Origin of the sequence: Phnomibacter sp., assembly GCF_036803085.1 — a bacterium.
GTDB lineage: Bacteria > Bacteroidota > Bacteroidia > Chitinophagales > Chitinophagaceae > Phnomibacter.
The window spans coordinates 51,590-73,906 of sequence record NZ_DAIRUZ010000002.1 but is presented as its reverse complement, the minus strand read 5'-3'; the positions used below and the strand labels follow the sequence as shown (position 1 = coordinate 73,906).

Sequence of the window (22,317 nt, the reverse complement as noted above, 5' to 3'; positions counted from 1 at the left end):
TTATGTTCTTGCTCTTTATAATTTTGAATGCATCATCATTTTCTTACACATCTCCTTCATCAAAAGAGAGTTCAATTTTTTTTACCTGTGTGGTTACTTTCCGATAGCTCACTCCAGCGGTATCAAACATGTGCTTGGAAGCGACAAATGAATCATTGCCGGCGTATTTGTCACTCAGAAAAACTACTTCTTTAATACCCGATTGAATGATGGCTTTGGCGCATTCGTTGCAAGGAAACAACGCTGTATAAATGCGGCAACCACTGAGGTCCATGCCAATATTGTTGAGAATGGCATTGAGCTCTGCATGGCACACGTACGGATATTTTGTTTGCAAAAAATCGCCCTGTTTACCCCATGGAAAATCATCATCACTGCAACCAATAGGTAAGCCATTGTAGCCCGCACCAACAATTTTGTTTTGCTTGTTTACAATGCAGGCACCTACTTGTGTGCTGGGGTCTTTGCTGCGTCGGCCGCTCAGCAGCGCCACGCCCATAAAATATTCATCCCAGCTAATGTAATCGGTTCTTTTTGCCATGAGGTTAATTGTCTGATACTGCAATATACCGTAGGCCAATCATATTGCCACCAGGTGCTATTTTTCTACCACAACATCGCCTGCACAGGCCTGACATTGCATGGCAGCCAAGCCCCATTGTGCCACTGCATTGGTGCTTACTCCCGGTGCTTCATCAATGGCATTCATCACTACCGGCGGCAGTATTTTGTTGGTTTGTAAAACGGGTTTTCGAATGCCCGCACCTCCAGCATAAAACTCTTGCCAGGCCCGCTTACCCAATGCAGCATCCTGCAAGCGTTGCGCTGCGTACGCCGTCAATCGGGAATGGCCCTGCGCCAGATTCAGTTTGCTCAAAGCCTGTCCCAATTCAGCTTGTTGTTCTTGTGCTGAAGCGTTGTACAATCGGCAGTATTGTAGCCATGCATTTTCAAATGCTTTGTCTTCAAACGTTTGAATGAGCTCTGCACAAACCTCGGGTAATCCAAAAGCAGCACTCAGGTGCGAAACGGATAGTTTGCCTGTTTTGTCGATGATGAATTTACCATTGTCTATATCCATGGGGGCACCGCCGGTGAAAAAACCTTTGGGTTGCGCTGCAATGCTGGCCATGCTGTTGCGCAATAGCGTCAATACCTTTGCGTTGCCTGTTCGCTCCCAGTGCATCAACCATGCAGCTGCGGCCGAACCCCAGTCGGTGCCAAAGCCCATGTTTACATGGTTGGCTGTTGCCGATACTTGTTGAACATCGCCTTTTGGCAGTTTGCGGCCGGGAGCTATCAGCGCTAATGTTTTGTAAGCATTCACTTGTTCGTCCATCAAATTGCCCACCCGTTCATCGGCAGTAAGGTAATAATAGATGCGCCTGTTGGCCACGGTGCTGATGCGCAATTGCTTGGCGCTACAACCCCAGTGTTGCACATTGTGCCTGCTGCCCAATGGTGCAAATTTTCCCAAGTGATGCACATCTACTTCTCCTGTGTGGCGTGTCATGGCTTCTGCAAATCGAAATACATCGGCACGACCGGTACGCAAAAAATAGAACCACAACCAGAGGTCGGTGCTCAACTCTGAGTTATCCCATGCAAAGCCGCCTACATCGTATTTCCAAACATGCCGGTCGGTATCATAGCTATGCATTACATCGCCAAAATGCCAGAAGCCATACCACCTGCGCTGTTCTACCTGCTGTTGGTAATGCGCAAAATAAAAATCGAGTTGCTCATCTATTTGTTTGAAGGCAGCATTACCTGGATCGGGCAAGCTCCAAAATCCGGCAAATGCTGCTGCGGATTTCATGTAGGCTGATGTGGCCAGCAATTGCGGCGGTGCTTCGTTACGCTTGGCTATTTGTGCAAGGGTTTCATTGTCGGGCGTTGCGGCCAATACCTGGCAAAACAATTCGCTGGTGCGGGCAATGCCCATGGCCGTACCAAAGCCCGGTTCATAATCTTCATAAGTAATGTCTAATCCGGCCAGTTGCTTTTCGTAGCTGTCTTGTCCCATGCCATCATGGTAAAAGCGCAGGTCCATGGCCGGCGCTTCGGGAGCCCACATCCACAAGGTGATTGAGCCTACACTGCTATGTGCATTACGAATGTCTATTTGTGCAGGGTGGCTTTGCCAAAAATGCCGCAGGCCCAACGCCAGTCCACCATTGGGTGAGCCAAGGTAAGCCGTGCCCAAGGCCCTGTGCCCGGCAGTACTTTGTATCCAGCCAAATTGTTCGCCCGTTCTTTTTTTGATGCTGTAGCCATCTGCTGTAGGTTGGCATAGTGTGTAGTCGCCAAACTGTGGAATGTAGGGCAATCCTTTACGAATGGGCTCAGGCCAGCTGTTGCTGTCTGATACAGCACGGCCTTGTATTTGTGCAGTACGAATGTTCGGGCCTGCATCGCGGCGCAGCCCCGTGAGGCCTTGCACAGCTTCTGCAAATACACCGCCATTGGCACCACAAAAACGCACATGCCGGTTGTAGGCTGGCGTATCAAAAGGTACATCAAAGCGAATGCCAATGCCGCTAATAAAATCCTGTAGCTCATTACCATCAAATACAATGCTGTGTACCAACCGAATGCAATCGCTGCCGGCATATACGTACATACGCACCGTAAATGGTATCCAGCTGCGGCCTTGCTGGCTTTTGTGTTTACCTGTCCATTTTACAACGGCTCTTATGGGGCCTTGCTGTTCCAGTTGGGCTTGTTCTATAATGCCTTCAAATGATGTTGTGGTTAATGCGTGATGAGCAGCAGCAGTAGCTTGTTGTTGGCTTTGCAATACCAAGCGGCCATGCTGCCCAATTGTTTTGTTATTGCGTTGCAAAGCAGGTATGAGTACGTTGCCTCTATTCGCCACGGTTAATTGTATCACACCCGTGTCAATCGTCCAGCCATTTTGTTGTTTGGAAACTTGCAATATTTTACTGCTGCTTTCTTTTTGCTCTTGCACCAATACAAGGTTGTTGGTATAGGTACCTGCAGGAATACTATGTGCTGTCCATTTGGCAGAGCCATCGGGCCAGCGACCGGTAATCCAGCTTTGTGTAGGAATATTTTCGGTGCCGGAGTTTACTTGCAGTTTGCGTGTATCAGTCAGTACGCCCTTTGGCCATGGCACGCCCCAGGTGTTGCCCACACAGTTTGTTTTTTCTTGTTCATCAATCCAGCGTAGCGGAATGTATATTCCTTCATCTTTGGGAGATGAGGATGCCGCAAAGGAGGACAGCGAACCAACAACAGGGGCGGCTATAGCAAGACGGGAAGTTTGCTGTACAAACAATCGGCGGGACAATTTCTTTTTACCCATGGCAAAGCATTTACGTGTATCAAATTTGCACATTGCAACCGGGCTGTCTGTCCGTGTCTGTCATGCCTGATGGCGGAGTATTTTTTTGAGCACAACAATTTGCCCGAGGTGATAATGCAAGTGCTCAATCAGTCCATGCATTTGCCAGTAGTAAGTATGGTATGCTGGTTTGATGAAGTCTTGCCACAATTGGCATTCCGGCAAATTGGCCAATGCCGCTGCAAATGCCTCAGCTTGCTGCCAGGCTTGTGTTTTGTAGGCTTCCCATTCTGCTTCATTGTGTACAGGCGGGTGTACAAAACTTTCTTTGTCGCTGCCTTGCAGTGGTCCGCCCTGCAATACTTTAAGCACAATGCCAATGTAATATTGCGTGTGAAAAAACAAGCTGGCAATGCTGTTGCAACCGCCCATAGTTTGGTTGGCCATCGTCCAGTCAACATCAGCCATCACGGCTTTGTAATGACTGCTGGCCCAGTTGCCACCATGGTATACTTGCTGAAAATGAACAGCTATTTGTGCTGGAAGAAGGGGTTGCATAAGCAATAATTTTTACAAGAATGGGAATGGTTGCTGTATTGATGCACAAGCTACAGGTCCGCATTGTCAATATTGAAAGATACTGCACCGCCAACTATCTGTGGGTGCAAGCTGAATCTTCTTTATCAGCATCCTGTATCTTCGCGGCGTTTCCAAAAATTTTGGCCAGCCTGCAACTGGCGTTGGATGCAACATCTCGCTTCGGCGTGACCTTAAAATTTTATTGACCATGGCGTTACTCCACAACCGGGTTTCCAACAAGGAACTCAAAGAGCGGCTGATGCAAGAAACCGAGCCGCGTACTACCATCAGTTTTTACATGTACCATCCTATTGCCAATCCGCAGGCATTTCGGGATGAGCTTTGGAAGGGACTGCATGCCCTCAAAGTGTTTGGCCGCATTTATGTGGCACATGAAGGCATCAATGCACAAATCAGTGTGCCTTCTTCCAACTTTGATGCATTGCGGCAATACCTGTACAGTTACGAATGGATGAATGGCATGCGCCTGAACATTGCTGTAGAAGATGACGGTAAAAGTTTTTGGGTGCTGCGTATAAAAGTGCGGGATAAAATTGTAGCCGATGGTATTGATGATCCCAACTTCAGCATGGAGCGAAAAGGGAAGTACCTGAAGGCGAAAGAAGTAAATGAACTCATGCAAAACCCCGACGTTTTGGTGATTGACATGCGCAACCATTACGAGTACGAAGTGGGCCATTTTGATAACGCCATTGAAATACCCAGCGATACTTTTCGGGAGCAACTACCCATGGCGGTAGACATGATGAAGGGCCGCGAAGACAAGCCCGTGATTATGTATTGCACCGGCGGTATCCGCTGCGAGAAGGCCAGTGCGTACATGCTGCACCGTGGTTTTAAAAATGTGTTTCACATTGAAGGTGGTATCATCAACTATGTGCATCAGGTAAAAGAACAAGGACTGGAGCAAAAGTTTATTGGTAAAAACTTTGTGTTCGATAATCGCCTGGGCGAAAGAGTTACAGAAGATGTGATTGCAAAATGCCACCAGTGCGGACAGCCCGCTGACACGCATACCAACTGCGCCAACGATGCCTGCCACCTGCTGTTTATACAATGCGATGCTTGCAAAGCAACCTATGAAGGCTGCTGCAGTACAGCTTGCCAGGAAGTGATTCATTTACCCGAAGAAGCACAAAAAGAATTGCGCAAAGGCAAAGACAATGGGGCTCATATTTTCAGCAAGAGCCGGGAGCGGTTGAGACCGAGATTAGATGGTAGATGATAGTTGGTTGTTGATGGGAAGAGTTGTTAGATGACTGATGTTGGATGTTAGAAAGGCGGGTGAGGATTTTTTCTTTCTGGCATTTCGTTTTCCATCAGATAAGAGGATGGATTGAAGTATTCAATACAAAAAGGGAGTCATTCAATATTTGAATGACTCCCTTTGCTATTCAGTAAACTATTATCGCAAAGTAACGTATCTGTATTTCAGTAGCAGTTAATCCTTATTGCAACTTTGCCAGCGAAGCTTCGATAGCTTCTACTGTTGCTTCATCGCTCCATGCTTGGGGTACAAATTTTTCACCCACTACTTTTTCGTACAGGGTAATGTAACGCTGGCTAATGGTGTCAATCCATTCATCAGTCATTTCCGGCACGGTTTGGCCTTCTTTACCCATGAAGTTGTTGGCGATGAGCCATTCCCGCACAAACTCTTTGCTGAGTTGCTGTTGCTTTTCGCCAGCGGCTTGTCTTTCTTCAAAGCCATCGGCATAAAAATAGCGGCTGCTATCGGGGGTATGAATTTCATCCATCAGGTAGATGGTGTCGCCAATTTTTCCAAACTCATATTTGGTATCCACCAGTATCAATCCTTGCTTGGCTGCAATGGCTTTGCCTCTTTCAAACAATGCCAATGTGTATTGCTCCAGCACCGCATAGTCCTCGGCATTTACAATGCCTTGTGCAATGATGTCTTCGCGGCTGATGTCTTCATCGTGGCCAGCTTCGGCCTTGGTACTGGGTGTAATAATGGGTGTGGGGAAGTAATCATTTTCTTTCATGCCCTCGGGCAGTGCCACGCCGCAAAGGGTACGAAGGCCGCTGTTGTAGGTGCGCCAGGCATGGCCGGTGAGGTTGCCCCGCACCACCATTTCTACCCGAAAGGGAACGCAACGTTTGCCAATGCTCACATTCGGTGCCGGTACATCGAGCAGCCAGTTGGGGCAAATGTCGGCCGTGGCTTGCAGCATGTGGGCCGCTATCTGGTTCAGCACCTGTCCTTTGTAGGGGATGGGTTTTGGTAAAATCACATCGAAGGCGGAAATGCGGTTGCTGGCCACCATCACCAGTAAGTTTTGACCGATGCTGTAAACATCCCGCACCTTTCCTTTGTAATAGGCGGTAGTATTAGAAATGGTAAGATTGCTCATGCCGCAAAGAAAAACGATTCGCTTGGTTACTGCATCTTCACTTTAAGTTTTCGCATAAATCTGCATAAGCTGTGCATTGGTTAAAACCATTTGTAAAGTATGTGTCACAATTGTACCTAAAACCCCCATATTTGCTTAGATAAAAAACATACTTATGAGAAAAGTGCTACCACTAGTGGCAGTGCTGATCATGGTAAATGCATTCACGATTGCAGCCATCGCTCAGGCGGTGACCATAAAGGGCACCGTAAAAGACGCCACCACGAAAGGGACCATTTCCGCAGTATCTGTTGTAATTAAAGGCACCAACATTGGTACCTACACAGATGATAAAGGAAACTTCACACTCTCCACCTCACAATCCCTTCCTGTCACACTGGAAATATCCGCTGTCAACTTTGCCACCAAAACCATTACGGTTACGCAGGCAGAGGGTAACGAAGTTCAATTGGAACAAAGCTCTGCGCTGGGGCAGGAGGTTGTGGTGAGTGCCACCCGAACGCCTTCCCGCATTTTAGAATCGCCGGTAAGTATTGAGCGGGTGGGCAACACTGCCATTCGCAATGCACCTGCAGCCAACTACTACGACATGATCAGCAACCTCAAGGGTGTTGACGTAGTAACCAGCTCTCTTACATTTAAAACCCCAGCCACTCGTGGTTTCAATGGTAGCGGTAACACCCGTGTAAACCAAATGATGGATGGCATGGATAACCAGGCACCGGGTCTTAACTTTTCGGTGGGTAGCGTTATCGGCCTTACCGAACTGGATGTAGACAACTTCGAACTGCTACAGGGTGCTTCTTCTGCTTTGTACGGCCCCGGCGGTATGAACGGTACCATCCTCATCAATGGTAAAAACCCCTTTAAATATCAGGGCCTGTCTTTCCAGATTAAAACCGGTTTGATGCACACCGACCGTAGCCAGCGGCCTACATCGGGCTATCACAACTGGGCGGTGCGTTATGGCAAAAAAGTAAGCGAAAAATTTGCTTATAAAATTGGTGCCGAATTTATACAAGCCAAAGACTGGTTGGCAGATGACATGCGCAACTACCGCAGGGTAGGTTCAACCTCAGGTTCTTTGGTAGATGGTACCCGCAACACCGATCCTAACTATGATGGTGTAAACGTGTATGGCGATGAAACCAGCACTAACCTACGTAGCGTATTAAATCTGATAGGTGCTCAGGCTCCGTTCTGGCAAGGGTATATCAATACATTACCTACCAATATTCCTGTAAGCCGCACTGGCTATACTGAAAAAGAAGTGACCAATCCGAATACTTTCAACTTCAAGTTTTCTGGTGCCATGCACTATAAAATTGCTAAGAATGTTGAAGCCATTTTGGCCGGCCACTGGGGTACGGGCAACAGTGTGTACACCGGAAGCCAGCGCTACTCTTTGAAAGATTTTAAAATTGGTCAGTACAAACTTGAGTTCCAGGGTAAAAACTGGTTCCTCCGTGGCTTTACCACACAGGAAAACTCTGGCGAATCGTACAACCTTACTGTTACTTCACAGCTATTCAACGAAGCCTGGAAGCCCAGCACCACCTGGTATCCTGAGTATGCCATTGCATACATGAATGCAAAGTTGGGTGGTCGTCCTGATTTGGAAGCCCACAACATAGCCCGTGGTGTTGCCGATGCTGGTCGTCCTGCTGCAGGTACTCAACAGTTCCGTACTATTTTCGATCAGGTTCGTCGCAGGCCAATTCCACAAGGCGGGTTGTTCCTCGACCGCAGTGATTTGTACATGGTAGAAGGTCAGTACAACTTTGCCGACATCATCAAGTTTGCCGACATTATGGTGGGTGGCAACTGGAAGCAATATGTGCTCAATAGCCAGGGTACCTTGTTTGCCGACAAAGTAGGTGAGCCAATCAAAATCAATGAAATTGGCGGCTATATCCAAATTGCCAAGTCTTTCTTCGACGAAAAACTGCGTTTGCTGGCATCGGGCCGTTACGACAAAAACGAAAACTTCGAAGGTCGCTTTACACCACGGGTTACAGCTCTCTTCAAACCTGCCAAAAACCACAATATTCGTTTTTCTTATCAAACAGCGTATCGTTTCCCCTCTACTCAGCAGCAGTGGATCAACCTGAACGTGGGTACCGGTATTTTGCTGGGCGAAAACAGGGCTTTGTATGAAAAGTATAACCTTATCAGCAACCCTGCATACAACCCCACCAACCTCAGCGAACGCATTCAATATGTACAAACCAAGCCAGAAAGCGTAACCTCTTTCGAGCTGGGTTACAAAACAGTGGTAAAGGGCAAGTTGCTGTTTGATGTGTACGGTTATGTAGGAACTTATCAAAACTTCCTCAGCCGTCGCGATGGTATTCAGTTTGCCAGTGGCGTTCCATCACAAGGTGGCGCATCGCAGGGCTTTAGCCTGGTGGTTAATGCTCCCGGCAATGTAAAAACCTACGGTTGGGGGGCCAGCATCGATTACCTGTTGCCTGTGGGTTTCACCCTCGGTTTGAACGCTTCATCTGATGTGTTGAATGATGTGCCGGCTGGTTTCCGTGCCTTCTTCAATGCGCCTAAGTACCGTACAAACGTATCGATTGGCAATACCGGATTTGGTGCTAAAAAACTGGTTGGCTTTAACCTTACCTGGCGTTGGCAGGAAGCATTCTTTTATGAGAGTGATTTCATTCAGGGGCAATTACCAGCGTACCACACAGTGGATGCCAGCGTAAACTTCAAAGCGCCAAAAATCAAATCGGTTATCAAAGTAGGTGCCAACAACTTGTTGAACTCTTACTACCGTACAGCTGTAGCCAACCCAAGCATTGGTGGCCTGTACTACGTAAGTTTCGCCTACAATGTTTTGTAATTCAACCCCAACGTTTTAAAACTACTTCTGTATGAAAAATATTTTCAGCAAATGGTGGGGCACAGCAACCGTACTTGTAGCGGGAGCTGCTATGCTGTCTTCGTGCAATAAAGAATTGCCGAAGGCTACACCAATCGTACCGCCAGCACCCACTGGCCAAACCATTACGCAGCTGCTTGCAGGCAATGCTAAATATTCCATTTTACGTGCAGCCATTACCCGTGCCGGTACTGCGCTTACGTTCAATCCTTCAGATGCTTCTGCAGTATACACCGTTTTTGCACCGGATAATGATGCGTTTATTGCCAGCGGTATTCCTAACGAAACCGTAGTTGGTGGCTTGCCTGCTGCTACAGTTGCATCCATTGTAAATGCCCATGTTATTCCGGGTGTTGAGTTGAAAGCTGCAGACCTGAGCACGGCATTCCCTAATATGTACCTGCAAAGCGGTTTGGTGCTGTCTTCTACGCCACCTATTCCGTACCGCATGCCTGTGTTCCCCAGCCGTCGCACCGGCGGTGCCTGGTTCAACGACATAGCTATTAAGGCTACAGATATTGACGCCTCAAACGGCGTGATACATGATATATCCAGAGTATTTTTTCCACCATCACAAGTAATTGCTCAGGTGGCTGCAGCCAATAGCAATCTTACTTACCTGATGGCAGCCTTGCAACGTGCCGATGCTGGTCCGCCAGCTGGTGCTCCAAAACTCATTCCTGTTTTGAGCAATGCTGCTGCCAACCTTACTGTATTTGCGCCTACCAATCAGGCTTTCCAAAACCTGTTTACAGCGTTGGGCTTGCCTACAGATATTACCACTATCAATGCCTTGCCTACCGAAACTGTTTGGGGTATTGTGGCCTTCCACGTGTTGGGTAGCCGTGCATTTTCTGTAAACCTGGCAGCAGGTAACAGTACCGCAGCCAGCATTATGGGGGTAGCACAGCAAATAAATGTAACAGGTGGAACAGTTACTGTTCGCGGACCAGGCAATGTATTGCCTACCACCCCGCCGACTCCATATTCAGCTACTGTGGTTACACCCAATATCAACGCCATCAATGGTGTGGTACATGTGGTTGATGCAGTATTACTGCCACAATAATCATTTACCAGCGTATAGAAAAGCCGGCTTTTACAGCCGGCTTTTTTTGTGGGCACGATTGCGGTTAATCAAAATTTTCTTTTTGCCCCCCAGCCTTTACTTTTGCCATCCTAAAAAGCAGAGAAACTAAGCATGGGACGTATAATAGCATTCAGAGAAGCACTCCGCGAAGCCATGAGTGAAGAAATGCGCCGCGATGAGCGGGTATTGCTGATGGGTGAAGAAGTGGCCGAGTACAATGGCGCCTATAAAGTAAGCCAGGGTATGCTGGCCGAATTTGGCCCCAAGCGTATTATTGATACGCCCATTGCAGAGCTGGGCTTTGCGGCTATTGCCGTAGGCGCTGCGCAAAATGGTTTGCGTCCGATTGTAGAATTCATGACCTGGAACTTTGCCGTATTGCCACTGGATCAGATTTTGAATACTGCATCTAAAATGATGGCCATGAGTGGTGGTCAGGTAGGTTGCCCAATCGTATTTCGTGGCCCCAACGGTAGCGCCGGTCAGCTGGGTGCTCAGCACTCTACTGCTTTCGAAAGCTATCTGGCCAATATTCCTGGTATTAAAGTTATCAGCCCCAGCACTCCTTACGATGCTAAGGGTTTGATGAAAGCCGCCATCCGCGACGACAACCCCGTGATGTTCATGGAAAGTGAAGTGATGTATGGCGATAAAGGCGAAGTGCCCGAAGAAGAATACCTGATTGAAATTGGCAAAGCCGATATCAAACGTGCCGGTACCGATGTTACTATCGTATCGTACAACAAAATGGTGAAAGTTGCCCTGGGCGCTGCTGATGAACTGGCCAAAGAAGGCATTAGTGCAGAAGTAATTGACCTGCGCAGCATTCGTCCGCTGGACTGGCACACCATGGTAGAAAGTGTAAAGAAAACCAACCGTATGGTAATTGTAGAAGAGCAGTGGCCTATGTGCTCTGTTTCTTCTGAAATAGCTTACCGCATTCAGAAAGAAGCCTTTGATTACCTCGATGCACCCATCCTGCGTATTACCAGTGTCGATGCCCCCATGCACTATGCGCCCAACCTGGCAGCATTGGCCATACCCGACGTGCCCCGCACCGTAAAGCTGGTAAAAGATGTGCTGTACATGAAAAAGTAAATTGTTGCTGTCAAATAAAAAGCGCCGTCATGATGTATTTCATGACGGCGCTTTTGCATTGCTACGATTTATTCTGTTACAACATCAGGTCATCTACAATTTCTCTTGGCCGCATGTCTTTAAGTTGAAAGGCATACATCATGACAAAGGCTACCGAAAAAATGCTTTGCGCCACTGCGGAAATAATGCCCGGAATAGTATTGACACCAAACAAATACAGCGGTGTGCCAATGTGTAACAAAGAACCCGCTACATACAATCCAAAGCCCCAGGGACGCTGGGTAAACATGATGATGGCAGCAACAAGTGTCAGCAAATTGCCTGCCAATAAACCCACTGCCTGCTGGCGAAGCTTGGTTTCGTCCAGCATCATCAGTGCATCTTCCATCACTTTATTGTACCGGTCTTGCTTGCCCGATGCACCAATGTTTGCAGCACGGCTGCGGTCAATTTGTTGTTTGCCCACACGGGCTACTTCAGCGGCATTGTTGTATAACCGGATATTGCTGAATATGTAGTAGCTGCTCACCAGCACAGTAATCACACACAAAATGATTAATGCAGTGCTGCGTGGAGGTTTGGCAAATACTACAAGATCGGCCATGGTATTTTTCTTTTACCCAATAATAATGCCTGCAATACAAGCCGACAGATAGGATGCCAGCGTACCACAAAGCAGTGCCCGCATGCCTAATTGTGCAAGGTCGGCACGGCGGGTAGGCGCCAGCTCTCCAATGCCTCCAATTTGCATGCCCACACTACTAAAGTTGGCAAAGCCACAAATGGCAATACTCACAATCAGCAATCCTTTTTCTGTAACCAACGGAATGGTTTTGGTGGTGAGGTTGTTGAAAGCCACAAACTCATTGATGGTGAGTTTCTGTCCGAATAACGTAGCTGCATTGGTGACGTCTTCTGAAGGTACACCCATGGCCCATGCAAATGGCGTAAAGAGCTTACCAAAAATATAGTTGAGGCTGAGGTCGAACTCGGGAGAAATGAGGTGGCCAACACTTACCAGCAGATAGTCAATCATGGTGATGAGGGCAATGAAACCGATGAGCATCGCAATCACGTTGATGCCTATTTTCATACCATCACTGGCACCATGGCTTACGGCATCTATCAGGTTGCTGTATTGGCTTTTTACATCCAGTTTTACCTTGCCCATGGTTTGGCTTTCTTCCGTTTCGGGGTACACAATTTTGGCAATGACCAATGCACCCGGTGCAGCCATCAAACTTGCAGTGATAAGCTTTGGCGCCAGGTCCATACCGGCTTTGGCACCCATGTTGGCATACACCACCAAAATGCCGCCTGCAATACAAGCCAGGCTACCGCTCATACTGGCCAGCAGTTCGCTGCGGGTCATGCCGGCGAGGTAGGGCCGAATCATTACCTGTGCTTCTACCTGTCCCACAAAGGCACTGGCGACGTTGCTCAACGACTCGGCACCACTCACCCGCATGATGAAGTTCATGCCCTTGGCTATGATGGAGACAATGCGTTGCATAACCCGCAGGTGATACAGCACAGCTACAATAACCGTTACAAGTATAATGGTGGACACAACGTTGAATGCAAACACAAACATGCCCAGTGCACTGTAATTCGCAGCCTGTCCATCAAACCCAATGGTAGCAATGCCGCCATATACAAAGTTGGCACCAGCCTTGGCAAACTCTTCAATCTTTTGCATACCATGCCCAAGCTTTTGAAACATGGCCGTCATAAATGGTACCTGCAACACAAGAATGCCGATGATGACCTGCAACAGCATGCCACTGCCAATCACCCGAAAGTTGATGCGCTTTTTATTGTTCGAAAAAAGAAAGGCGATGCCGAGAATCAGCACAATGCCAATAATACCATGAAAACGACCCATGAGTACTGCTTAGAATGAGAAAAAATGTTGACTGCCGAAAATAGGCATTAACCACTACGCTTGATGGTTTCCCCGCATGTTTTTACGCAGGTCTTATCCATTCATGTAAAAAGAAAGCAGTCGCTTTTTGCAGCACATCATTTTCAGCAAAAACCTCACTACTTTGGTCGTTCATTAAAAACATTGTTGTTGCATGATAAACAAACTTCCCGCTGCTGCTGCACTGCTGGCACTGGCTGCTGGTGGATGGTGGATGGCCGGTCAGCCATTGCCTTCCATTATGGCTGCCGATAACTGGCAAGAGCTGGCTGCAGACAGCACCAAAAAGGATACGATGTCTTACACGGCATTCAAAGATTTGCCGCTCAAGCCCGAACGGGAAATCAAGTTCAACACACAGGAAGGTACCTGGATGAGTGTGGATGTAAGCCCCGATGGAAAAACCATTGCCTTCGATTTGATGGGCGACATTTATACCATGCCTATTGAAGGGGGTAAGGCCACACCCGTTACCACGGGTATGGCGTATGAAACGCATCCACGGTTTAGCCCCGATGGCAAAAAGTTGTTGTTTACCAGCGACCGTAGCGGCAACGACAACCTGTGGTACATCGACATGGAAAAGAAAGATACCGTGCAGGTAACCCGCGACCGCCAGGGCGATGTGCCCGGTGCTGCATGGACGCCCGATGGCGATTACATTGTGGTATCAAAAGGACGCAGGGTGAGCAAGCTCTACCTCTACCACAAAGACGGTGGCGGCGGCACCCAGCTCAACGATGCACCGGCCAGCATGAAAACCATCGACCCCGTAGTGAGCCCCGATGGTAAAAAGATTTACTTCAGCTGGCGCACCGGCTCATGGAATTACAACGCCTTGTTGCCGCAATATCAGATTGGTACGTACGACAGAGACAAGGGCACCATCACCAGCATTACCACCCGCTACGGTTCGGCCTTTACACCTACACTGAGCAAAGACGGCAACTGGATGGTGTATGGCAGCCGCTGGCAAGACAAAACCGGCCTGGTGCTGCGCAATATGAAAAACGGTGATGAAAAATGGTTGGCTTATCCCGTACAGCGGGATGAGCAGGAAAGCATTGCGCCGCAAGGTGTGTTGCCTGCCATGAGCTTTACACCCGACAGCAAATTTGTGATTGCCTCTTACGGTGGTAAAATCTGGAAGCTGCCCGTTGACGGCAGCGCTGCACAAGAAATTCCTTTCAATGCCGATGTACGATTGGAAATGGGCCCCCGCTTGTATTTTAACTATGCCATCAAAGACACATCGCACAAGCTGGCTACACAAATACGTGATGCGGTACCCAGCCCCGATGGCAAGAAGTTGGCTTTTACGGTGCTCAACCGTTTGTACGTGATGGATTATCCAAATGGAACACCCAAGCGGGTTACCACGCACAACTTTGTAGAAGCCATGCCAGCCTGGAGTCCTGATGGCAACCAGCTTGTATTTGTGAGCTGGGATGAAAAAGATGGCGGCAACTTGTGGAAAGCCGTGCTGGCACCGAAACCCGCAGTGAGCAAGCTTTCCAGCGAAGCAGCTTTTTACATGCAACCTGCGTGGAGCTTCAACAACCGCATTACCTATTTCAAAGCAGCCAAGCGGGTGTTTAAAGATTCTGAAGATCCTTTTTTCGACGGATCGGAAGCACAACTGCTGTGGATACCTGCCATCGGCGGTACGCCTAAAAAAATTGATGTGCCCAACGACCGTGGCAATGTGCATTTTACCAAAGACACGAATCGTGTATTTATGAACGGCGGTGGCGGTACCCTTATTAGTGTAAACTGGGAAGGCCACGACGAAAAAACACATGTGCGGATTAGCGGCATTACCACTTTTGGTTCTGTAGCAGAAGCCGATGACCATAGCAATCACGGTCACACCAGTGAACTACCTGCTGCCGCAGATGCCTTACCCGGCATTCGCTATGTAATGGGCAAACCCATGATGCAATACGATGCGGTAAGCTATTGCATGCTGCCAGAAGGCGCCAGCATGAAAGAGCCACAGCAAATGCCTTCACCTGCAGGTACCATTCTCATGGCGCCGGTGGGCAACATGGCGGTTGCACAAGTCAACAATAACGTATACGTTGTTACGATACCTGAAACCGGCAAAGTGCCCAGCATCAATGTGGGTGAACCTTCTGCTGCTTCATTCCCTTCTAAGCAGCTCACAGAAATTGGTGGCGAATGGCCCTTTTGGGAAGCCGATGGTAAAAAAGTACACTGGAGTTTGGGTAACGGTCACTGGGTGTATGATGTGGCCCGTGCCAAGTTTGTAGATGACTCTGTGAAGGCCGCGAAAAAAGCAGAAAGCCTCCGTGCCGCCGACAGTGTAAAAGCGTTGCTGGCCAAAGGACCCGATGCTAAAAAGCTGGCCGATAGCCTGGCGAAAAAAGCCAAAGACTCACTGACTGCTTTGTACAAAGCCGATACAGTGAGAGCCAAGGCAGACAGCATAGCCAAAGCAGATTTGAAAAAGAAAGAGAAATACACGCCTGAAGAAACACAGGTGAAAGTATTTTTTGCGAAAGACAATCCTGCCGGAACAATCTTGCTGAAAAATGCCCGTATTGTAAGCATGAAGGGCGATGAAGTGATTGAAAATGGTGATGTACTCATTGTCAATAATCGCATCAAAGCTGTTGGTAAAACAGGAAGCCTGCAAGTGCCTGCCGGTGCACAGGTGATTGATTGTACGGGTAAAACCATTACGCCTGGCTTTGTTGATACGCATTCGCACATGTGGCCGCAGTGGGGCATGCACAAGAACTCAGTTTGGATTTATGCAGCCAACCTCGCTTATGGTGTAACCACCACCCGAGACCCACAAACGGCTACCACCGATGTGCTCACTTACAGCGACATGGTGGAAGCCGGCATGATGCCTGGCCCACGTGTGTACAGCACAGGCCCCGGTGTTGGTTTTTGGATGTACAACCTTCAGAGCTACGAGCAAACCAAAAATGTACTGAAGCAGTACAGCAAGTATTTCAATACGCAATACATCAAAATGTATTTGGTGGGCAACCGCCAGCACAGGCAGTGGGTGATACAGGCTGCGAAAGAACAACAGCTGATGCCTACTACCGAAGGTGGCTTGGATTATAAACTCAACATGACACAATTGTTTGATGGCTATCCGGGTCATGAGCATGCCATTCCCATTCATCCGTTGTACAACGATGTAACCCGCACCATTGCTGAAAGCAAGATGGCCGTTACACCTACACTGCTGGTATCGTACGGCGGTCCTTGGGCCGAAAACTACTATTACACTACCGAGAGCCCCGTGCACGATGCCAAGCTCAACCGCTTTACACCATACGAAGAGTTGAGTGAGAAATCTCGCCGCAGAGTGGGTGGTTTGGGTGGTTGGTTTACACCGGAAGATCATGTGTTTCAAAAGCATGCCAAGGGTGTGAACAGCATTGTAACAAAAGGCGGTTTGGCTGGCGTGGGCAGCCACGGTCAGCTGCAAGGTTTGGGTTATCATTGGGAACTGTGGAGTGTAGCCAGCGGTGGTATGAGCAATCTCAATGCCTTGAAAACGGCCACCATTTTAGGTGCTACGGCACTGGGCCTCGATCAGGAATTGGGTAGTGTAGAACCCGGTAAACTGGCCGACCTGGTGATTATGGATGCCAACCCATTGCTGAACATTCGCAACACCAATACCATTCGCTATGTAGTGAAAAACGGCCGCTTGTATGATGGCAATACGCTGGACGAAATTTATCCCACCCCACGCAAACTGGACGTGAGTTTATGGACAAAAGAAGCGCCAAAAGTTACCACACAGGTACCAGAGTAATTGTAGAATAGTTTTTAAAAGCGGCTGTCTCTATCAAATGTGGCAGCCGCTTTTTTGTGTTGTAAGCATTGCTTGCAAACTATGTATCTTGACTGCATGAATTTTTTCGGAGAAATGAGATAACCCCCTTTAGTATTTGCTTATGAAGAAAGTATGCTTGATTATTACAGTGCTGTTTTTTACTGTTGTAGGTGTAGCACAACGCACAGCCATTGATGCTGCATTTGATAGTGCGGTGCAGCAGGGCTTCAGCGGTGTATTGTTGGTGGCCAAAAAGGGAAAGCCCATCGCAAATCGTGTTGCGGGTTTTCGTCATTTTGAAACTCAAACACCCTTGCAGTTTAGCGATGTGTTTGAGCTGGCATCGGTGAGCAAGCAGTTTACCGCCATGGCTATTATGATGCTGCAGGAAGAAGGCCGCTTGCAATACGATGATTCATTGTCGAAATACATTGAGTTGCCATATACCGGCATTACCATTCGGCAACTACTCAATCATACCAGCGGCCTGCCCGATTATCAGGCCGTGATGGATGCGCATTGGGACAAAACGAAAGTGGCGGGCAATGACGATTGCATCCGTTTGTTGCGGCAGTACCAACCGCCCATGCTGTTTACACCCGGTGCACAATACCGTTACAGCAATACCGGCTATTTGCTTTTGGCCAGTGTGGTAGAAAAAGTAAGTGGCGAAGATTTTATTTCTTTTTTAAGGCAACGAATTTTTGCACCACTGAAAATGAAACATTCGGATATCCGAACGTTGGAAGCCAAGGCAGCTACATTAAATTTTGCTGCGGGTCATTTAAAAGATGCAACTGGTACGTACATCAATGCCAACAAGTTTCACAGCAGCGATTACACGGTGTGGTTGGGCAATCGCAAAGGACCGGGCCGTATCAGCAGTACCGCTACCGATTTGCTGCGTTGGGACAAAGCCTTGTACAAAAACAAACTGGTGCAGCACAGCACTTTGCAGCAGGCGTTTACACCGGCAACACTCAACAACGGACAGCTCAGCATGTATGGTTTTGGCTGGGAAATAGAAACGCATCCTGTACTCGGCAATATTGTAAAACACAATGGCGACAATCCGGGTTACAGTACCCAAATTATTCGTTGCATAGATAAACGTTACACAGTCATTGTGCTGTGCAACAATGCACATCCATCTTTTAGAAAACTACTCAGCAATATTATGCAAGCTTTGGCGGCTGAAGAAAGAATGTGAAGCGCTTTGTATTTAGTGTAGTCTGTGTAGGGTAATCCTATCTCCGAACCGTTTAAAAGGGCGTACATTTTGAGTGCAAAAACAACTTACACAGAGGGAGGCGTTGGCTTGGCAAAACGGCCGGAGGCATCGGGTTTGCCTTGAATTTTCTTTGGTTACTTTCTTTTTTTCAAGAAAAAGAAAGTAACAAGGCTGATAAGTAGGAATGGCAAGGAAAAATGAAAGGGCTTGTTTAGTAACAAGCCCTTTCATTAAAAGTTTTTCGAAGCAATTACAAAGGCCGAATCCAAATATTCCGAAAGCTGACGAGATCGCCATGATCTTGTAAGAAAATGGGTTCGAGGTCGGCATGTTTTTCATAATTGGCAATGCCGATGTATTGCGTTTGCCCCCAGATTTCTACATTGTTTTGTACCAGCACACCGTTGTGTATCACAGTTATTCTGGCAGCAGATTTTACCCGGCCATCGGCATAAAAACGAGGCGCTGTAAAAATGATGTCGTAGGTCTGCCATTCACCGGGCTGGCGGCTGGCATTGGCCAGTGGAATATGTTGTTTGTAAATACTACCTGCCTGTCCGTTGCTATACGTGGTATTGTTGTAGCTGTCAAGTACCTGCAGTTCGTAGCGGCTCATTAAAAAAATACCGCTGTTGCCCCGCATTTGTCCTTCGCCTTTTACCACGGCAGGCGACCGCCATTCTACATGCAGCTGGCAATCGCCAAAACCCTGCTTGGTTTTAATACCACCACTTTGGGGTTTCACCGTTAGGGCACCATCGGCTATGGTCCATGGAGCAGCACCGCCTTTTTCACTTTCCCATTGATTAAGGTTGCTGCCGTTGAACAATACAATGGCATCGGATGGCGCATCCGCAGCAGTTTTTCCCGGCGATACAATGGGTGCTTTGGGTTCCCAGAGTTCGGTCATTTTCGGATCTCCGGTGCGTTGTGCTTGTGCAGTAATACTTGCAGCAAAAGCCACAGCTAGTAGGCAGACAATTTTCATTCCGTTGTTTTTGTGAAAATTAAGGTATTCATAAGAAAGGGCATTATCTTGAAAATATATGGTTGCATTGGAGAATTGTACACATTTGCAGGCTTGCTGTATGAAGCAAAACAGGGAAGTGATATATTGCAATTTGTGAATGGGATTTTCTGATGCTTTTAATTGAGGAAAAGCCTGTAACAGGAAAATGAAAATTGAGCTTGCTTGCTACTGTACTTATGTCCGCTGATACACGATTCAAACTGTCAATAGACGATTTTTTTGAACTGCTCGATACTAGCGAAGTGGCAGTGGTAGACGTACGCAATTACGACGAGCTGCCTGTAATAGATGGATTTGCTGACCGCCGACTACCTATGGCTGTGCTGGCCGATCACCTTGACGAGTTGGATGCCGATGCCATTGTATTTGTGAGCCAGCATGGCAATCGCAGTCTTGCTGCTGCTGCCATGGCTGCCCAACACGGACTGGGCATGCAACTCTACAGTTTAGAAGGAGGTTTTGCAGCATGGCTGCGCTACAAAGCAGCATGCAATGAGTAAAATAGACGCACACTTTTTTACTGCACATCAATCCCACAAAGTGCCGTCGAGGCCTGCCACCGTGCCCATCCACAAGGCAATGACGTAGCCTACTAAACACAACAGGTACACGACAAATTTCGGCCAGTTGTTTTTGGCCTGCCAGTCCAGCAATACATGTATAATAGCTGCAGCCAGTCCACCTGCAACGGGTACCACCAGTAGGGGCCGCAGCATCCACAGCTTGCTCCACTCGGGCTTTGGGTGAAGAATTGAGGGCATTATAAAAATGGTAATCAGAAACAGGGCAACACCTGCTCCAATCAGTACTCTTTTGAGCAATAAAGAAGAACGGCCGGAGCTAACTGCAGCAGACATAAGGAGGAGATTTTAGTTGTTTGTAAAAGTGCTTTGAAATTCAAAGTTAATGCGAAAGTTGAGACGGCCAAGAACTGGAAGGTGGAATTTGATGAGTGGTAGAGTTGGATATTGAGTGTTGTACAGACCATGTCAATGAAATTTATCGGAAGGCGTCAACTACAGCCAATATTGGCAATATTGTTTTTATTGAGTATTAGTGTCTTCAGCCGATAAGGACAGTATAATGAAATTACAGTTGGCCGTCATGCCCATTCGATTTACATCAATCCTGCTATTGAACAGTTTACCCGATATTCGGCCCATTACATTTTTCTTTACTGCCTTCAACGACAAATGCCATGCACCAAACCAGTACTGCTTTTGCCGATAGCAAACAACATTACCCAATACTCGACGGACTACGGGGTGTAGCCGCCGTGATGGTGGTGGTCTTCCACATTTTGGAAACCTTTGCTGGCGGCGACCACAGTAAGCAAATCATCAACCACGGTTATCTGGCGGTTGATTTTTTCTTTCTGCTTTCGGGGTTTGTGATTGGGTATGCCTACGACGATCGCTGGCACAAAATGACACGTAGCGGTTTTTTTAAACGCCGCCTCATTCGCCTGCACCCCATGATTGTAATGGGTATGCTCATTGGCGGCATCCTCTTTTACACACAGGCTGGGCTGGTTTTTCCGGGTATTGAGCAAACGCCCGTTTGGAAGATGCTGCTGATAATGCTGTTTGGCTTCTCGTTGTTGCCCCTACCTACACGGTATGATATTCGGGGCTGGTCAGAAATGCACCCGCTGAATGGGCCAGCATGGTCATTGTTTTTTGAGTACATCGCCAACATATTGTATGCATTGGTACTGCGTAAATTGCCAAACGTTATCCTCGGCATTTTGGTAGTGCTGGCCGGTGCAAACCTGCTGCATTACTGCCTCACGGGGCCAAATGGCGATGTGATTGGTGGCTGGTCGCTGGAGCCGCAGCAACTGCGCATTGGGTTCACCCGTTTGCTGTATCCGTTTTTGGCAGGCCTCTTACTTTCTCGTTTGGCAAAGCCCGGAAAGTTGCAGAATGCTTTTACATGGAGTAGCCTGATACTGGTGCTGGCATTGGCATGGCCACGGGTGGGCAGCGAAGATGCCAAATGGGTAAACGGTTTGTACGATGCCTTGGTGATACTATTGGTGTTTCCGGCGGTGGTATACATTGGTGCCAGTGGTCAGTTAGGCAATGGAGCTGTATCAAAAATCAGCCGTTTCCTCGGAGATATTTCTTATCCCATTTACATCATTCATTACCCCTTCATATACTGGTACACCAATTGGGCCATTGTAAATAAAGAATTCCTGTTTGGCTCAACTTCGGGATACATCGTGCTTGTATTGGTGAGTGTGGCAGTGCTGCTGGTGAGTATTTTGGTGGCTTACTTGTGCCTCAAACTGTACGATGAACCGGTACGCCGCTGGCTAACCCGCAAATGGATGAAGAGGGGTTAGGTGGAAAGGTTGGAATGTTGCTGCCGGTAAAGCTTTGCCGGATGTATGTTTCTATGCTTCTGGCAAAATTGTATTATTGTAAATAGCAATAAAACTACTGCGCTGATGGAGAACAGCCCCGCTACTGCGTATAGCATACCCATGAAGTACCGCATGATGGAAAACCTGCACATCGTGTTTTGGCTCTTCAAAGATTTGGCCTGGTGCATGATTTGGAAACCACTCGGCATCGCCATGATTTTCCCTACGTTCATTATTTCTGTAGTGATAGCGTGGAGAACCCGCACCATTATGAGTGAGCTCTGCCACAACCTGGCGGTGAGTATTTGGATTGCGGCCAACAGCTATTGGATGGTGAGTGAGTTTCTGGGATTTGCAGAAGACATTTGGTTTGCGCATTACACGTACAAACAAATTTCCGTATTGCCTTTTGTAGCCGGACTGCTCATTTTGGGTTATTACTATTTGTATTACAAGCCGTTTAAGAAGGGGGAGTAGTTTGGTTGACGAGTTGGTTTGTTTACAAGTGCACAAGTTTGCGTGTTCCAAAGTTCACGTGTTCACAAGTTCCAGCGTGTAGAAGTTGATGGAAAGCA

Annotated in this window: 18 protein-coding genes; 10 read left to right on the top strand and 8 right to left on the bottom strand. The window is 47.8% G+C overall.

Annotation, left to right across the window (positions count from 1 at the left end):
• Positions 1–43 precede the first annotated feature (43 nt).
• From V7Q13_RS04190 to V7Q13_RS04180, 3 genes are read right to left on the bottom strand one after another with little or no spacing between them, the layout of a single operon-like run.
• A complete protein-coding gene (locus V7Q13_RS04190) occupies positions 44–541 on the bottom strand; it encodes a deoxycytidylate deaminase (RefSeq protein ID WP_333799427.1) in 498 nt (165 codons plus the stop codon).
• A 57-nt stretch (positions 542–598) separates the two neighbouring features.
• The gene (locus tag V7Q13_RS04185; protein ID WP_333799426.1) at positions 599–3,328 is read right to left on the bottom strand and encodes an exo-rhamnogalacturonan lyase family protein; all 2,730 of its coding nucleotides are present in this window, start codon (positions 3,326–3,328) and stop codon (positions 599–601) included.
• A gap of 60 nt (positions 3,329–3,388) precedes the next feature.
• Entirely contained in the window at positions 3,389–3,865 is a 477-nt protein-coding gene (locus V7Q13_RS04180) for a DUF1572 domain-containing protein (RefSeq protein WP_333799425.1), read from the bottom strand.
• 20 nt (positions 3,866–3,885) lie between these two features.
• Between V7Q13_RS04180 and V7Q13_RS04175 the strand changes: the two genes are divergently transcribed.
• Positions 3,886–4,092, top strand: coding sequence for a hypothetical protein (locus V7Q13_RS04175; protein WP_333799424.1), 207 nt, complete (start codon positions 3,886–3,888; stop codon positions 4,090–4,092).
• Positions 4,093–4,094: 2 nt separating this feature from the next.
• Positions 4,095–5,132 (top strand): oxygen-dependent tRNA uridine(34) hydroxylase TrhO, encoded by a 1,038-nt coding sequence (gene trhO, locus V7Q13_RS04170; RefSeq protein WP_333799423.1) that lies wholly within the window; start codon positions 4,095–4,097, stop codon positions 5,130–5,132.
• A 223-nt stretch (positions 5,133–5,355) separates the two neighbouring features.
• On the opposite strand, the gene V7Q13_RS04165 is transcribed toward trhO, so the two are convergent.
• The gene (locus V7Q13_RS04165) at positions 5,356–6,282 is read right to left on the bottom strand and encodes a phosphoribosylaminoimidazolesuccinocarboxamide synthase (RefSeq protein ID WP_333799422.1); all 927 of its coding nucleotides are present in this window, start codon (positions 6,280–6,282) and stop codon (positions 5,356–5,358) included.
• Positions 6,283–6,436: 154 nt separating this feature from the next.
• On the opposite strand from V7Q13_RS04165, the gene V7Q13_RS04160 reads away from it, so the two are divergent.
• From V7Q13_RS04160 to V7Q13_RS04150, 3 genes are all read left to right on the top strand, one after another.
• Positions 6,437–9,133, top strand: a complete 2,697-nt coding sequence (locus V7Q13_RS04160; RefSeq protein WP_333799421.1) for a TonB-dependent receptor — start codon at positions 6,437–6,439, stop codon at positions 9,131–9,133.
• Between the two features lie 31 nt (positions 9,134–9,164).
• Positions 9,165–10,241 carry a fasciclin domain-containing protein gene (locus tag V7Q13_RS04155; RefSeq protein ID WP_333799420.1) on the top strand — a complete coding sequence of 359 codons (1,077 nt, stop codon included), beginning with the start codon at positions 9,165–9,167 and terminating at the stop codon, positions 10,239–10,241.
• 132 nt (positions 10,242–10,373) lie between these two features.
• Positions 10,374–11,360 carry a pyruvate dehydrogenase complex E1 component subunit beta gene (locus V7Q13_RS04150; RefSeq protein WP_333799419.1) on the top strand — a complete coding sequence of 329 codons (987 nt, stop codon included), beginning with the start codon at positions 10,374–10,376 and terminating at the stop codon, positions 11,358–11,360.
• Positions 11,361–11,436: 76 nt separating this feature from the next.
• Here V7Q13_RS04150 and V7Q13_RS04145 read toward each other — a convergent pair whose 3' ends face one another.
• Both V7Q13_RS04145 and V7Q13_RS04140 read right to left on the bottom strand, forming a co-directional pair.
• The gene (locus V7Q13_RS04145; protein ID WP_333799418.1) at positions 11,437–11,964 is read right to left on the bottom strand and encodes a hypothetical protein; all 528 of its coding nucleotides are present in this window, start codon (positions 11,962–11,964) and stop codon (positions 11,437–11,439) included.
• 12 nt (positions 11,965–11,976) lie between these two features.
• Positions 11,977–13,245 carry a NupC/NupG family nucleoside CNT transporter gene (locus V7Q13_RS04140; protein ID WP_333799417.1) on the bottom strand — a complete coding sequence of 423 codons (1,269 nt, stop codon included), beginning with the start codon at positions 13,243–13,245 and terminating at the stop codon, positions 11,977–11,979.
• 193 nt (positions 13,246–13,438) lie between these two features.
• On the opposite strand from V7Q13_RS04140, the gene V7Q13_RS04135 reads away from it, so the two are divergent.
• Together V7Q13_RS04135 and V7Q13_RS04130 are read left to right on the top strand one after the other, a co-directional pair.
• Positions 13,439–17,089 (top strand): amidohydrolase family protein, encoded by a 3,651-nt coding sequence (locus tag V7Q13_RS04135; RefSeq protein ID WP_333799416.1) that lies wholly within the window; start codon positions 13,439–13,441, stop codon positions 17,087–17,089.
• A gap of 142 nt (positions 17,090–17,231) precedes the next feature.
• On the top strand, positions 17,232–18,320 hold the full coding sequence (locus tag V7Q13_RS04130; RefSeq protein WP_333799415.1) for a serine hydrolase domain-containing protein: 1,089 nt from the start codon (positions 17,232–17,234) through the stop codon (positions 18,318–18,320).
• 271 nt (positions 18,321–18,591) lie between these two features.
• Here the strand turns inward: V7Q13_RS04130 and V7Q13_RS04125 are convergent, their stop codons facing one another.
• Positions 18,592–19,329, bottom strand: a complete 738-nt coding sequence (locus V7Q13_RS04125; protein ID WP_333799414.1) for a 3-keto-disaccharide hydrolase — start codon at positions 19,327–19,329, stop codon at positions 18,592–18,594.
• A 218-nt stretch (positions 19,330–19,547) separates the two neighbouring features.
• Between V7Q13_RS04125 and V7Q13_RS04120 the strand changes: the two genes are divergently transcribed.
• Positions 19,548–19,871 carry a rhodanese-like domain-containing protein gene (locus V7Q13_RS04120; RefSeq protein ID WP_333799413.1) on the top strand — a complete coding sequence of 108 codons (324 nt, stop codon included), beginning with the start codon at positions 19,548–19,550 and terminating at the stop codon, positions 19,869–19,871.
• A gap of 27 nt (positions 19,872–19,898) precedes the next feature.
• Here V7Q13_RS04120 and V7Q13_RS04115 read toward each other — a convergent pair whose 3' ends face one another.
• The gene (locus V7Q13_RS04115; protein ID WP_333799412.1) at positions 19,899–20,228 is read right to left on the bottom strand and encodes a hypothetical protein; all 330 of its coding nucleotides are present in this window, start codon (positions 20,226–20,228) and stop codon (positions 19,899–19,901) included.
• Positions 20,229–20,569: 341 nt separating this feature from the next.
• Between V7Q13_RS04115 and V7Q13_RS04110 the strand changes: the two genes are divergently transcribed.
• Positions 20,570–21,721, top strand: a complete 1,152-nt coding sequence (locus V7Q13_RS04110) for an acyltransferase family protein (protein ID WP_333799411.1) — start codon at positions 20,570–20,572, stop codon at positions 21,719–21,721.
• Positions 21,722–21,826: 105 nt separating this feature from the next.
• On the top strand, positions 21,827–22,219 hold the full coding sequence (locus tag V7Q13_RS04105) for a hypothetical protein (RefSeq protein WP_333799410.1): 393 nt from the start codon (positions 21,827–21,829) through the stop codon (positions 22,217–22,219).
• The last annotated feature ends 98 nt before the right edge of the window (positions 22,220–22,317 follow it).